Source organism: Streptomyces sp. NPDC001922 (assembly GCF_042891165.1).
Taxonomy (GTDB): Bacteria; Actinomycetota; Actinomycetes; order Streptomycetales; family Streptomycetaceae; genus Streptomyces.
On record NZ_JBIASV010000022.1, the window covers coordinates 1 to 14,311 of the forward strand.

The window sequence follows — 14,311 nt, forward strand, 5'->3', positions numbered from 1 at the left end:
CACCCCCCAGGTCATCCCTTCGACAGGGGGCAACAGTCATACCGGGCCCGGAGGCCAGCGGCCCTCTTGCAGGACCACGAAGAACATAACGGGGGCGGCCGCCGGCGCCTCACGGTCGGCGATGTCGGCGGGGCAGGCCGTGTCGGACACGCTGTCCGGTCGTCGCCTCGCTGACCGGAGTCACCTCATTCATCCAACCGGTCGCGGTGGCCGCCTCAAGGACTCATGCGGCTGCTCGAAAGGCTCCTGACGAGATTCATCCGAGGCCGGGAAGGGCGGACACGACGAGGTCGATGAGCTTGATACCGACGAAGGGAAGGATCAGGCCACCGACGCCGTAGACGGCAAGGTTGCGGCGCAGCAGGCCATGGGCCGAGGCCGGTTTGTAGCGGACGCCGCGCAGGGCCAGCGGGATGAGCGCGATGATGATCAGCGCGTTGAAGATGATCGCCGAGGTGATCGCCGACTGGGGACTGTGGAGGCCCATGACGTTCAGCCCCTCCAGGCCCGGGTGGGCCGCGGTGAACATGGCCGGGATGATGGCGAAGTACTTCGCCACATCGTTGGTGATCGAGAAGGTGGTCAGCTGAGCGGCCTCCGCCAGCTGGCCGTGGTGGACGCCCGGCAGCGGGATGAGAGCGGCGGCCTCCCGATTGCCGTGGGTGATGGTGCCGGTCTTGTCGAGGAGGAGGGTGTTCACGTCTCCTGCGGCCTCGACGGCCCGGCCGGACATGGCCAGGACGTTGCGCTGCACGAGGCGGTCCATGCCGGCGATGCCGATCGCAGAGAGCAGGGCGCCGATGGTGGTGGGGATCAGGGTGACGAGCAGCGCAACCAGGACGGTGGTCGACTGGGCCGCCTTCGCGTAGGCGGCCATCGGTGCCAGGCCGACGACCACGAGGATGAAGATCACCGTGAGCGCGGCCAGCAGGATGTTCAGCGCGATCTCGTTCGGGGTCTTCTGCCGGGAGGCGCCCTCGACCAAGCGGATCATGCGGTCGACGAAGCTGTTGCCGGGGCGGGAGGTGACCCGGACGACGACCGAGTCCGACAGGACCGTCGTACCGCCCGTGACGCCGGACCGATCGGGCATCCCCTGCCCGCACGGCGGACGGGGATGCGGGCTGGGGAGTGGGTGGCGCTGCCGGGACCCTCCACATGGAGCCCCTCGGCCGTCGTTATGCGAGTCAGGTCTCCGGCAGCGCAACAGGCAGGAAACTACTGCCCTTTCCTCGTCATCCACCGCTGAGCGCCGGGGAATTGGCATCTTCTTGTCGGCGGCGTACAGGACTCGTCAAACCGCCGACAACAGCGCGTCAGCAGGTGTCAGCGGGCCTCTGTGGAGATGCCGAAGCGCAGTCGATCACAGCGTCGGTGTCCCGTCTACGGCGTGGGCGACTACCGAGCCGCGCTGGTTCTGAAGGATGTGCTGCCCGGAGACGGGCGGACTTCGGTCTCCGGGATCAGGGCCGTCGGCTCGGCGCCGGGGTGCTCCCAGTTCCTCGTCACCGGCGCCACCTCCGGCATCGGCTACGAGACCGCCCGCCTGCTCGCCAAGCGAGGAGCCACCGTTCTGCTGCACGGCCGCACCCCCGAGGAGGCGCAGGCCGCGGCCGACCGACTGATCGCCACGGCCGGCTCCGATGCCTCGCCTGTGTCCCCTGGGCGCCGACTACCTTTCAGCGCCTCGACGACCGCGACAACTCCGCCGGGCTCGGCCTCGGCCTCGCGCTGGCCCATGGCTCACCGAGGCGATGGGCGGCACCCTCTCGCCCGAGGACACGCCTGGGGGCGGGCTGACCATGGTGGTGTCCTTTCCCGCCGCCGAAGGGGTGTGAGGCCCCGGCCATGGTGCGCTCCTCAGAGTCAGGCGAGAAGTGGCGCTCCGTGGACCCGGCGCCGCGGCAACCGCTGGTCGCATATCCACGGGTCCGGGCATCCGCCAAAAGGACGTTAAGACCCTTCCGCTTCGCGCCAAGAACGCGCAAACGCTGCATGCAGCCGACGCGATCCGGGCTCACCCTGGGCTGACCTTTGACAGGAGGAGTCTTCGTATGTCCGTTCTTGCCACCGAATCCGGCGCCGCGCCCAACGCAGAGGAACCCCCCGATAGCGACGCCCGTCACAAGCTCACTGCGGTGACGGGCCTCGCCGCGCTCTCGCTCGACGCGATGGCCTCCGTGGCCTACGGGCCCGAGGCCATCGTCCTGGTGCTGGCTTCGGCAGGCGGCTATGGGCTCGGTTTCACGCTCCCCGTCACCGTGGCGATCGCCCTTCTGCTGGCCGTGCTCGTCGCCTCCTACCGTCAGGTGATCGCCGCGTTCCCGGACGGCGGCGGCAGCTACGCGGTGGCGAAAGCACACCTGGGACGGCGTACCAGCCTGGTCGCGGCCGCCTCCCTCGTCCTGGACTACGTCCTCAATGTCGCCGTCGCGGTCACGGCCGGAGTCGCCGCGCTCACCTCGGCCTTCCCCGCGCTCTACGAGGACCGGCTGTGGCTGTGCCTCGGTGTGCTGGTCCTGATCACCGGCGTGAATCTCCGCGGGATCGTCGACTCCGCCCGGGCCTTCATCGTGCCGACCGCGGTCTTCATAGGTTCGATCCTGGTCCTCATCACGGTCGGCCTCTTCCGGGACAGCCCCGCTTCCACCGAGGCCGCCGCGGGTCACGCCTCGGCCCTCGCCGACAACGCCACCACCGTCGGTGCGCTGCTGCTGCTCAAGGCCTTCGCCTCGGGCTGTTCGGCACTGACCGGGGTCGAGGCCATCGCCAACGCCGTACCGTCGTTCCGGTCACCCGCGGCCCGGCGAGCGCAGCATGCCGAAGTGGCCCTGGGCGCCCTGCTCGGGGTGATGCTGATCGGCCTTTCCGTCCTGATCTCCCGATTCGGACTCCAGCCCGTCGAAGGCGTCACCGTCCTCGCCCAGCTCGCCGACGCGTCCATCGGTCACAACATGGGCTTCTACCTCATCCAGTTCGCGACCATGCTGCTGCTGGCACTGTCGGCCAACACCTCCTTCGGCGGGCTCCCGGTCCTCCTCAAGCTGCTGGCACGCGACAACTATCTGCCGCACGTCTTCGGGCTGAAAGCCGACCGCCAGGTCCACCGCCACGGCATTCTGGCCCTGGCCGCCGTCTCGGCACTGCTTCTGGTCTTCTCCGGAGGCGACACCAACACCCTGGTCCCCCTCTTCGCGATCGGCGTCTTCATCGGCTTCACCGTCGCCCAGACCGGCATGGTCATCCACTGGCGCCGCGTCCGCGGCCGTCGATGCAAAGGAAAGGCCCTGCTCAACGGGGTCGGCGCACTGCTTACCGGCGTCAGCGCCGTCGTCGTCACAGCCGGCAAGTTCCAGGAGGGAGCCTGGCTGATCGTTCTCGCACTGCCGCTGCTGGTCGCCACGTTCGAGATCGTGCATCGTGCGTACACGCGTATCGGGGAGCGCCTCGGCCTCGGCCGCATCCCGGAGACCCCGCACCGCGACCGCTCGCTGGTCATTGTCCCCGTCTCCTCGCTGAGCCGGCTGACCAGTGAGGCACTGACTGCCGCCGTGTCCCTCGGCGACGAGGTGCGCGCGATCACCGTCCGCCACACCGACCCCGAGGACCGAACCCGGACCGAGGCGCTGGTGATGGACTGGGCACTGTGGAACCCCGGCGTCCCCCTGGTGCAACTGGAGTCGGCCCACCGGTCGCTCGGCCGGCCCATCACCGCCTATGTCCGGGAGCTGTCCGAGACGCTTCCCGGTACCCGGATCACCGTCCTCATCCCGGAGGTCGAACCCGCCCGGCTGTGGCAGCGCTTGCTGCAGAACCAGCGCGGCGCGGTCGTCGCCCACGCGGTACGCCGGGACACGGACGCGGTGATCTGCCGACTGCGGTTCCAGCTGTCCGACCTGCCCTGACAAGGCACCGGCACGGGAAGCAGCGTCGTCGAAGCCTGCGGAGGCCGGGGGCGCCACCGCGCCCTCCGCAGGCGGCGGAAGAGTGAGAAGTGCAGCAGAGTGATCAATGGTTCACGGATCTTTGGATTCAGGATTTCGTGTACTGTCGCTGGTGTGCTGACTCTCGCTGCTGACATCGAGGTCCTGGCGCGGTTCGGCCGCGCCCTCGCCGACCCCATCCGCTGCCGGATTCTCCTCGCACTGCGCGAGGCTCCGGCCCACCCCGCCGATCTCGCCGACACCCTGGAGATTTCTCGGACCAGACTGTCGAATCACCTGGCGTGCCTGCGTGACTGCGGCTTGGTCGTTGCGGTGCCGGTCGGCCGCCGCACCCGTTATGAACTCGCTGACGAACGTCTCGGCCATGCGCTGGACGACCTGCGCACCGCCGTGGTGGCTGTCGAGGCCGACAAGGCCTGTGTGGACGCTGACGACAAGGGCTGCTGCTGATGACCGCCGGGATATCCACGGGCATAGGCCCGGCCCGCCGGGACGTCCTGGCTCGACGGATACGGCTGCTGGCCGCAGCGACGATCACCTACAACGTCATTGAGGCGATCGTCGCGATCACCGCCGGGACGATCGCCTCCTCCACCGCGCTGATCGGCTTCGGGCTGGACTCGGTCATCGAGGTCTCCTCCGCGGCGGCCGTCGCCTGGCAGTTCTCGGCGCGGGAGCACGCCGTGCGCGAGGCGAGGGAGAAGACCACCCTGCGGGTCATCGCGGTGTCGTTCTTCGCGCTGGCCGCCTACGTCAGCGTCGAGGCAGCGCGCACGTTGGCCGGCGCCGGTGAGGCCGAACGTTCCGTCCCCGGCATCGTCATCGCCGCGCTGTCCCTGGCCGTCATGCCGTTCCTGTCGGCCGCCCAGCGCAAGGCCGGCCGCGAACTCGGCTCCGCCAGCGCGGTCGCCGACTCCAAGCAGACACTCCTGTGCACCTATCTGTCCGCCGTCCTCCTGGCCGGCCTGCTCCTCAACGCCACCGTGGGCTGGTCGTGGGCCGACCCGATGGCCGCTCTCGTCATCACCGCCATCGCGGTCAAGGAAGGCCGAGACGCATGGAAGGGCAAGGGCTGCTGCGCGCCCACCACTGCGGCTGCAACCACATCGGCGCCTGAGACCGACGCTTGCGGCTGTCGCCCCGGCTGCGACCGCTGCACATGATCGGTGGCCCCGGTTCTGCCGCGCTCATGGACATCGTGGCCCGTCTGCGTGTTCCCCGCCGCCGTGGACGCCCACACCGCCCCCGACGTGATCCGGCCGAAAGGCGTTCTCCCCCTGCGGCATCCTTCCGCACGGCCATCCCCGTTCCGGCACTGCGGTCCTCCTCGGACCCACTCCGCCTGCGCGGAGCGAACCTGGCGCGGGGGCTGTTTGGGCTTCACGCTGCAGGACAGGACACCTGAAGGGGGCTCACGAAGCAGTCGGCCACCGGCTCGAGACCGAGCAACAGCCCTCTGCCAGTAGCCGCCCTCTGCTGCCCATCCGGTCCCGGAAAGCCTGGGTCGACTTCATCACGACTGGGAGCTGGTGCGGCGTCTTGAGCACCGTCGGTGTCCAGCCGGCTCCGGAGGCGGAGCGAGTGGAGGGAACCCCTCCGGTGTCTTCAACTGTCTCGTTCCTGCCGCCTTCTGCCCATACCCCGCTCGAAGCACGCTTCGCGCATAGGAGCGGCAGCCGAATCCCCTCATCCAGGTGACACGAAATGAGAACTCTGCGCGGCAGTCCTGGCAGGTGTCTGCGAGTACGCGCGCTGACCAGATATGACCATGTCGCACATGTTCGGTGTGCTGTGGATGGCCCTCCCCAGCGGACGCTTGATGCGCCGACACGAATTCTGACGCGACCTTGATATCGCGACCGTCGCAAGGTGTTGTCGCCCGTTCCGGAGCATCCGGAACCAGGACCTGACGTCGTGGCGCCTCTCATGAACAGTAACGAGCACGACCACGAGATCTCGACGCCATTTCAGCACCGCTGAGCGAAAGCCCGTCAGTAATCCGCAAAGGAAAGGGCGGCCCGGATCCCACCGATACTGCCATCCGCTAGATTCACAGTCAGGGACACCCGAAGTCCCCAGGGGCGGGCGGCTCCCCCCGTCCGCACCCTCACATTCCCCCACCCGGGCCTGACACGCTCCCGAGGTGGGAGCGCAGGCGGTCCGGCATCGCCCTGCCTGCGCTCGGCCCGTCGGCGGTGGGGCCCCACCGCCGACGGGCTCCTTCCATCGTCGTGCCCCATCGGGCACCGCAGCGCTTTCGCGTGACAGGTCGAAACGTACGATCTCATGCGCCGGACGGGAGAAGGAAACGCCCCGGCTCAGAATTTCTCACCGGGTGCCCACAGGCACAGGCCAGGAACACCTCTTCAGGGCCCGTTCCGCGAGAGGCATTGACGTCCCCCCTCCTCAGGGCCGGAGGCACTGGACACGGAGTCAGGTCGAGGCCGAAGGCGGAAGGTCGGGGTGTACCGGCGGACGGCCCTTGGCGGAGCGCAGGCTCAGCACCATGGTCATACCGCCGCCGGGCGTGTCCTCAGCGGAGAGCGTGCCGCCCATGGCCTCGATGAAGCCCCGAGCCACGGCAAGACCGAGCCCGACTCCGGCGCCGCACGGCGCGTCCCCGTACCGCTGGAAGGGCTCGAAGATACGGTCCTTCCCGGAATCCGGGACTCCTGGGCCACGGTCCATCACGCGCACCTCGACACGCAGACCGATCGCACTCGCGGAGACAAGCACCTTTGAGTCCTCGGGGCTGTATTTGACGGCGTTCTCCACGATGTTGGCCACGCTGCGCTCCAGCAGCCCGGGGTCGACGTTCACCATCGGCAGGTTCTCCGCGATATCCAGGTGCACGCTCCCCTCGGGCACACCACCGAGCGCCATCGGCACCACCTCATCCAGGTCGACCTCACGGATCAGCGGACTGAGGGAACCGGTCTGCAGCCGGGACATGTCGAGCAGGTTCCCCACGAGGTGGTCCAGCCGATCCGCACCCTCCTCGATTCCGGCGAGCAGTTCGGCCTCGTCCTCGGCGGACCAGGCCACGTCGTCGGAGCGCAGCGAGGTGACCGCGGCCTTGATCCCGGCCAGCGGAGTGCGCAGGTCGTGGGAGACAGCGGCAAGCAGGGCGGTGCGGATACGATTCCCCTCGTCGAGCTCCCGGGCCCGCTCCGCCTCCCCCACCAGCCGCTGACGGTCCAGGACGACGGCAGCTTGGGCGGCAAAGGCGGCGAGCACCCGCTGGTCCTCAGCGGGAAGAACCCGACCGTTGAGTGCCAGGGCCATGTGTTCGCCGACAGGCATGTCGGCGTCCGCGTCCTCGGGGCGCCCCGCGGGCCTCGGGCCGGCACTGCCCACGCAAGCCCACGGAGCAACATCGCCCGCACGCTCCAGCAAGGCCACCGAGTCCATTCCGAACGTCTCTCGCACTCGTTCCAGCAGAGCCTCGAGACTGTTGTCCCCCCGCAGGACACTCCCGGCCAGGAAGGAGAGGATCTCGGACTCCGCGCGCAGCCGGGCTGCCTGATGAGTGCGCCGGGCGGCAAGGTCGACCACGGATGCCACCGCAACGGCAACCCCGAAGAAGATCACGATGGCGACGATGTTGTTCGGATCGGCGATGGTCCAGCGGTGCAAAGGCGGCGTGAAGAAGTAATTCAGCAGCAGTGACCCCAGCGCCGCGGATGCCAGGGCGGGAAGGAGACCGCCGAGCAGCGCGGCTGCCACGGTCAGCGCCAGGAACAGCAGCATGTCGTTGGCGAGACCGAGCCCCGGGCCGAGGGTGTTGAGCAGCAGGGCGAGCAGGAGCGGGCCCGCCAGGGCGACGAGCCAGCCGGCGACGATGCGGGTACGCCCGAGCCGCGCCCCCCGGGCGACGGGGAGCCCGCGCCCCTTGGCGACTTCGTCGTGGGTGACGATGTGGACATCCAGGTCCGGCCCGGACTCGCGGGCGACGGTTGCACCGACACCCGGCCCGAACACGTACTGCCATGCTTTGCGGCGGCTCGAGCCGAGGACGATCTGTGTGGCGTTCACTCCGCGGGCGAACTCGAGCAGGGCCTCGGGGATGTCGTCCCCGATGACGTGATGGAACGTCCCTCCCAGGTCTTCCACCAGGGTGCGCTGGACCGTCAGTTCCTGAGGCGATGCGGAGGTCAGACCGTCGCTGCGGGAGATGTACACCGCCATGACCTCGCCGCCGGCGCCCTTGGTGGCCATGCGAGCGGCACGGCGGATGAGGGTTCGGCCTTCGGGGCCGCCGGTGAGCCCGACGACGATGCGCTCCCGAGAACCCCAGATGGTGGAGACGTCGTGCTCGGAGCGGTACTGCTGCAGATACGCGTCGACCCGGTCAGCGGTCCAGAGCAGGGCAAGCTCCCGCAGGGCCGTGAGGTTGCCCGGCCGAAAGTAGTTCGACAGCGCCGCGTCAACCTTGTCGGAGGTGTAGATGTTGCCGTGCGCCATCCGGCGGCGCAGGGCCTGCGGCGACATGTCGACCAGCTCGATCTGGTCGGCCCGGCGCACCACCTCGTCAGGGACGGTCTCGCGCTGCCGGACCCCTGTGATCGTCTCCACCACGTCGCCCAGCGACTCCAGATGCTGGATGTTGACGGTGGAGATGACGTCGATGCCGGCGTCCAGCAATTCCTCGATGTCCTGCCAGCGCTTGGCGTTGCGGGAACCGGGAACGTTGGTGTGCGCCATCTCGTCGACAAGAGCCACCGACGGCCGGCGCTCCAGCACGGCGTCCACACTCATCTCGGTGAAAGTGCTATCGCGGTACTCCAGCTCGCAGCGCGGGACCTGTTCGAGACCGTGGAGCATGACCTCGGTGCGCGGCCGACCGTGGTGCTCGACGAAGGCCACAACGCAGTCGGTGCCCCGCTCAACTCTGCGGTGGGCCTCGGACAGCATGGCGTAGGTCTTTCCGACACCCGGTGCCGCACCTAGATAGATCCTGAGCGTGCCGCGTCTCATGTTCCTCATATCCTCAGAGAAAGCTGATCCATGCTGTTCGTCGACTCTACAGCCGGGCTGCTCATCACCCCGGCCGCGCTTTCTGCGGAGATTTCAGCATTCATTTCTCGAAGCGATATCCCATACCCGGATGTGTGATGAAGTGCCGGGGACAGGAAGGATCCGGCTCCAGCTTGCGCCGCAGTTGCGCCAGATACACCCGCAGGTAATTTCCCTGAGTGGTACAGGAGGGACCCCATACCTCACCGAGCAGCTGTTTCTGGCTGACCAGGCTCCCGGGATTTCGGATCAGCACTTCGAGCAAGTGCCATTCCGTGGGCGTGAGGCGCACATCACGGCCCTCCCGGGTCACCTTCTTCGCGGACAAATCGATGGTGAAGGAATCGGTTTGCACCATCGCCGTTTCGCCGGCGGTCTCCTCCGCACGGGTGCGGCGAACCGCTGCCCTCAGCCGGGCCAGCAGCTCGTCCATCGCAAAGGGCTTCGTGATGTAGTCATCGGCACCCGCGTCGAGGGCTTCCACCTTCTCGTCGGACGTCTGCCGGGCCGAGACCACCAGGATCGGAACCCGGCTCCATCCGCGCAGGCGCTTGATGACCTCGGTTCCCTCCATATCGGGCAACCCGAGGTCGAGCAGAATCACATCGGGCCGGTTCTCCGCGGCAATCAGCAGAGCGGTGGCACCGTCAGGGGCAGCGTCCACCTCGTACCGTCTTGCCTTCAGATTGATGACAAGGGTTCGTACGATCGGTGGTTCGTCCTCGACCACCAGTACCCGGGTCATCGCTGTTCCGCCTTCCTCTGTGCACGAACAAGAAGCGAGAAGCGCCGAGGATCGGTCCTCCCGACAGCGGGAGCGAGAGAGGGGGAAGCCCCCGCAGTTCCCGACTCCCGCTGTCGTGCCAGTCAGTGCCGGGTCAGGTCCTTCAGCGCGATATTGAGTTGAAGGACGTTGACATGCGGCTCGCCGAGGAATCCGGCGGTGCGCTCGTCGGTGTGGTCCTTCACCAGTTGTTCGACCCGGCCTTCGTCCAGGTGGTTGGTCCGGGCGACGCGTGCGGCCTGGAGTCGGGCGTTCTCCGGTGAGATGTCGGGGTCGACCCCGGAGGCGGAGGCCGTGAGGGCGTCCACCGGGACCTGCCGCTCCTCGACACCGTTGAACTCGGCGTAGGCCGCGCGGCGTTCGGTGACGGTGTCCTTGAGGACCTTGCTGTCGGCGCCGAGGTTGGAGGCGCCGGACAGCAGGATGCTGTACTGCGTGTTGACGGTGTTCGGGCCCGCGGCGGAGGGCCGGGGCTGGAACCACTTCGGGTCCGGCCGGGGCGCCTCGTCGGCGTCCTGGGGGTGCTTCTTCGGCAGGTCGAAGGGCTGGCCGTAGAGCGTGGAGCCAACGACCTTGCCGTCCTTCGTCACCTCTGACCCGTTGGCCTTGTCGTGGAACAGGGCCTGGGCCACACCGGTGATCAGCAGCGGGTAGACGACTCCGCAGATCAGGGTCAGTACGAGAAGGGCGCGCAGCGCTGCCCCGGCCAGCCGTGCGGTGTTGCCGACGGTGTTGTTCATGGCGGTCACCCGATGCCCGGTACGAGGTAGATGAGCAGGTCGATGAATTTGATGCCGATGAAGGGCGCCACCAGGCCGCCCAGGCCGTAGATGCCGAGGTTGCGGCGGAGCATCCGGTCGGCGCTCATCGGCCGGTAGCGCACACCCCGCAGGGCGAGCGGCACCAGCGCGATGATGACCAGGGCGTTGAAGATCACCGCGGAGAGGATCGCGGACTCCGGAGAGGCCAGACCCATGATGTTGAGCTTGTCCAGCCCCGGATAGGCCACGGCGAACATTGCGGGAATGATCGCGAAGTACTTCGCCACATCGTTGGCGATGGAGAAGGTGGTCAGTGCTCCGCGGGTGATGAGCAGCTGCTTGCCGATCTCCACGATCTCGATCAGCTTGGTCGGGTTGGAGTCCAGGTCCACCATGTTCCCGGCCTCCTTGGCGGCCGAGGTACCGGTGTTCATGGCCACCCCGACATCCGCCTGGGCCAGCGCCGGGGCGTCGTTCGTGCCGTCGCCGGTCATCGCGACCAGCTTGCCGCCGGCCTGCTCCCGCTTGATCAGCGCCATCTTGTCCTCGGGCGTCGCCTCGGCGAGGAAGTCGTCGACGCCCGCCTCGTCCGCGATCGCCTTGGCGGTCAGCGGATTGTCGCCCGTGATCATGACGGTCCTGATGCCCATGTTGCGCAGCTCGTCGAACCGTTCCCGCATGCCGTCCTTGACGACGTCCTTGAGGTGGATGACGCCCAGGACGCGGGGCCCGTCGGCATCCTCCACAGCGACGAGCAGCGGCGTGCCACCGGCCTCGGAGATGGTGTTGGCCCTCTCGTCGGCGTCGTCGCCGACCGTCCCGCCGCGTTCCTGGACCCAGGCGATGACGGAGCCGGTGGCGCCCTTGCGGACCTTGTGGCCGTCGACGTCCACACCGGACATGCGGGTCTGCGCCGTGAAGGGTACCCACTCGGCGTGGGCCAGCTCGCCCTGGTGCCGTTCGCGCAGGCCGTACTTCTCCTTGGCGAGGACCACGATCGAGCGGCCCTCGGGTGTCTCATCGGCGAGGGAGGAGAGTTGGGCCGCGTCAGCGAGCTCGGCGGCCGTGACGCCCCGGAGCGGCAGGAACTCGGCGGCCTGGCGGTTGCCGAGCGTGATGGTGCCGGTCTTGTCCAGCAGAAGTGTGGAGACGTCGCCGGCGGCCTCGACCGCCCGGCCGGACATGGCGAGTACATTGCGCTGAACAAGCCGGTCCATACCGGCGATTCCGATAGCGGAGAGTAGCGCGCCGATCGTCGTGGGAATCAGGCAGACCAGCAGCGCGGTGAGCACGATCAGGGACTGTTCGGCCCCGGCATGGATCGCGAAGGGCTGGAGGGTGACCACCGCGAGGAGGAAGACGATGGTGAGGGACGCGAGAAGGATGTTCAGCGCGATCTCGTTGGGCGTCTTCTGCCGGGCGGCCCCCTCCACCAGAGAGATCATCCGGTCGATGAAGGTCTCGCCCGGCTTGGTCGTGATCCTGATGACGATCCGGTCGGAGAGCACCTTCGTACCGCCGGTGACCGCGCTGCGGTCACCACCGGACTCCCGGATCACCGGGGCGGACTCACCGGTGATGGCCGACTCGTCGACCGAGGCGACGCCTTCGACGACGTCTCCGTCGCCGGGGATAGTGTCGCCGGCCTCGCACACGACGAGATCACCGATACGCAGTTCGGCGCCCGGCACCCGCGCCTCGGTCGTGCCGTCGAGGCGGCGGGCGACGGTGTCGGTCTTGGCCTTGCGCAAGGTGTCCGCCTGGGCCTTGCCGCGGCCTTCGGCCACCGCCTCGGCCAGGTTGGCGAAGATCACCGTCAGCCACAGCCAGGCGGTGATGACCCAGCCGAACCAGTCGGACGGGTCGGTGATCGCCAGCGCCGTGGTGACCACCGAGCCGATCTCGACCACGAACATCACCGGGGAGGTGGCCATCACCCGCGGGTCGAGCTTGCGGAACGCGTCCGGCAGGGAGCGGAGCAGCTGCCGGGGGTCGAACAGGCCGCCGCCGACCCGGCCGGGCCCGTGACCGACCGGTGTGTCCTGATGGGGCGCCGGGGTGGGAGGAGCGGTGGACATGGAGCGGTGCTCCTCGTGCGTGGTGTCGTGCGTCATGACGCCAGCCCTTCCGCCAGCGGGCCCAGGGCCAGTGCCGGGAAGTAGGTGAGGCCGGTGATGATGATGATCGTGCCGACCAGGAGTCCGGCGAAGAGCGGCTTCTCCGTCCGGAGGGTGCCCGCGGTTTCGGGCACCGGCTTCTGCTCGGCGAGGGACCCTGCCAGCGCCAGGACGAACACCATCGGAATGAAGCGGCCGAGCAGCATGGCCAGGCCGATCGTGGTGTTGTACCAGGGCGTGTCGGCGCTCAGCCCGGCGAAGGCGGAACCGTTGTTGTTGGAGCCGGAGGTGTAGGCGTAGAGCACCTCGGAGAAGCCGTGCGCTCCGCTGTGGCCGACCGCGTTCGCGGCCGTGTTGGAGATCGACTCCTGCGGCGCGGTCAGTGCCATCGACAGTGCGGTGAAGCAGAGCACCAGGGCCGGGGTGACGAGGATGTAGCAGGCGGCGAGCTTGATCTCGCGCGTGCCGAGCTTCTTCCCCAGGTACTCCGGGGTGCGGCCGACCATGAGGCCTGCGATGAACACCGCGATGACGGCCATGATCAGCATGCCGTAGAGGCCGGACCCGACACCGCCGGGCGCGATCTCGCCGAGCATCATGCCCAGCAGGGTGATGCCGCCGCCGAACCCGGTGAAGGAGGAGTGGAAGGAGTCCACCGCACCGGTCGAGGTCAGCGTGGTGCTCACCGCGAAGATCGAGGAGGCTCCGACCCCGAAGCGGGTCTCCTTGCCTTCCATCGCACCGCCTGCGGCCTGCAGGGCCGGTCCGCCGTGGTGGAACTCGGTCCACATCATCAGCCCGGCGAAGGCCAGCCAGATCGTGGCCATCGTGGCGAGGATCGCGTAACCCTGCCGAACGTTGCCGACCATCCTCCCGAAGGTCCGGGTCAGCGCGAACGGGACGAGCAGGATGAGGAAGACCTGAAAGAGGTTGGAGAAGCCGGTCGGATTCTCGAAGGGATGAGCGGAGTTGGCGTTGAAGTAGCCGCCGCCGTTGGTGCCCACCAGCTTGACGACCTCCTGGGAGGCCACCGCACCGCCGTTGACCTGCTGGGTGCCGCCGGTGAGCGTGCCCACGTCGTGGATGCCGGCGAAGTTCTGGATCGCGCCGCACGCGACCAGGACGACCGCGCCGACCACCGCGATCGGGATCAGGATGCGGACGGTCCCGCGCACCAGGTCGGCCCAGAAATTGCCGAGTTCCCCGGTGCGGGAGCGGGCGAAGCCCCGGACGAGCGCCACCGCGACCGCGATCCCCACGGCGGCGGAGAGGAAGTTCTGCACCGCGAGGCCGCCGGTCTGCACGACGTGGCCCATGGCCTGCTCGCCGTAGTACGACTGCCAGTTGGTGTTGGAGACGAAGGACGCGGCGGTGTTGAACGCCTGGTCCGGATCGATCGACGCGAAGCCGAGCGAGCCGGGCAGGCCGCCCTGGACGCGCTGCAGCAGGTACAGGAAGAGGACGCCGATGGCGGAGAAGGCGAGTACGCCGCGCAGATACGCGGGCCACCGCATCTCGGTGTCCGGATCGGCGCTGATGACGCGGTAGATCCACTTCTCGACGCGCAGGTGCTTGCCGGAGCTGTACACCGCGGCCATGTAGTCGCCAAGAGGGCGGTACGCCAGAGCAAGCGCCGCTATCAGCGCGAGCAGTTGGAGCACACCGGCGAGGGCAGGGCTCATGTCGTGC

8 protein-coding genes and 3 pseudogenes are annotated in these 14,311 nt (G+C 68.3%); 5 read left to right on the forward strand and 6 right to left on the reverse strand.

What is annotated here, in order from left to right:
• Window positions 1-256: 256 nt before the first annotated feature.
• Window positions 257-1,087: pseudogene (locus ACFYYR_RS30915) on the reverse strand (hypothetical protein); the annotation flags it as partial.
• Window positions 1,088-1,345: 258 nt separating this feature from the next.
• On the opposite strand from ACFYYR_RS30915, the pseudogene ACFYYR_RS30920 reads away from it, so the two are divergent.
• From ACFYYR_RS30920 to ACFYYR_RS30940, 5 genes and pseudogenes are all read left to right on the forward strand, one after another.
• Window positions 1,346-1,585: pseudogene (locus ACFYYR_RS30920) on the forward strand (hypothetical protein); the annotation flags it as partial.
• A gap of 92 nt (window positions 1,586-1,677) precedes the next feature.
• A pseudogene (locus ACFYYR_RS30925) lies at window positions 1,678-1,838 on the forward strand (ATP-binding protein); the annotation flags it as partial.
• A 216-nt stretch (window positions 1,839-2,054) separates the two neighbouring features.
• The gene (locus ACFYYR_RS30930) at window positions 2,055-3,905 is read left to right on the forward strand and encodes an APC family permease (protein WP_388860979.1); all 1,851 of its coding nucleotides are present in this window, start codon (window positions 2,055-2,057) and stop codon (window positions 3,903-3,905) included.
• 153 nt (window positions 3,906-4,058) lie between these two features.
• Window positions 4,059-4,394, forward strand: coding sequence for an ArsR/SmtB family transcription factor (locus ACFYYR_RS30935; protein ID WP_388860982.1), 336 nt, complete (start codon window positions 4,059-4,061; stop codon window positions 4,392-4,394).
• A complete protein-coding gene (locus ACFYYR_RS30940; protein WP_388860985.1) occupies window positions 4,394-5,107 on the forward strand; it encodes a cation transporter in 714 nt (237 codons plus the stop codon). The genes ACFYYR_RS30935 and ACFYYR_RS30940 overlap by 1 nt, the downstream gene beginning before the upstream one ends.
• 1,270 nt (window positions 5,108-6,377) lie before the next feature.
• On the opposite strand, the gene ACFYYR_RS30945 is transcribed toward ACFYYR_RS30940, so the two are convergent.
• The 5 genes from ACFYYR_RS30945 to kdpA all read right to left on the reverse strand — a co-directional run bounded on the left by ACFYYR_RS30945 (window position 6,378) and on the right by kdpA (window position 14,304).
• Window positions 6,378-8,921 (reverse strand): DUF4118 domain-containing protein, encoded by a 2,544-nt coding sequence (locus ACFYYR_RS30945; RefSeq protein WP_388860988.1) that lies wholly within the window; start codon window positions 8,919-8,921, stop codon window positions 6,378-6,380.
• 100 nt (window positions 8,922-9,021) lie between these two features.
• Window positions 9,022-9,705, reverse strand: a complete 684-nt coding sequence (locus ACFYYR_RS30950) for a response regulator (protein ID WP_388860991.1) — start codon at window positions 9,703-9,705, stop codon at window positions 9,022-9,024.
• A gap of 122 nt (window positions 9,706-9,827) precedes the next feature.
• A complete protein-coding gene (gene kdpC / locus ACFYYR_RS30955; RefSeq protein ID WP_388860994.1) occupies window positions 9,828-10,484 on the reverse strand; it encodes a potassium-transporting ATPase subunit KdpC in 657 nt (218 codons plus the stop codon).
• A gap of 5 nt (window positions 10,485-10,489) precedes the next feature.
• Window positions 10,490-12,619, reverse strand: coding sequence for a potassium-transporting ATPase subunit KdpB (kdpB, locus tag ACFYYR_RS30960; protein ID WP_388860997.1), 2,130 nt, complete (start codon window positions 12,617-12,619; stop codon window positions 10,490-10,492).
• Window positions 12,616-14,304, reverse strand: a complete 1,689-nt coding sequence (gene kdpA, locus ACFYYR_RS30965) for a potassium-transporting ATPase subunit KdpA (RefSeq protein WP_388861000.1) — start codon at window positions 14,302-14,304, stop codon at window positions 12,616-12,618. The genes kdpB and kdpA overlap by 4 nt, the downstream gene beginning before the upstream one ends.
• Between the last annotated feature and the right edge of the window lie 7 nt (window positions 14,305-14,311).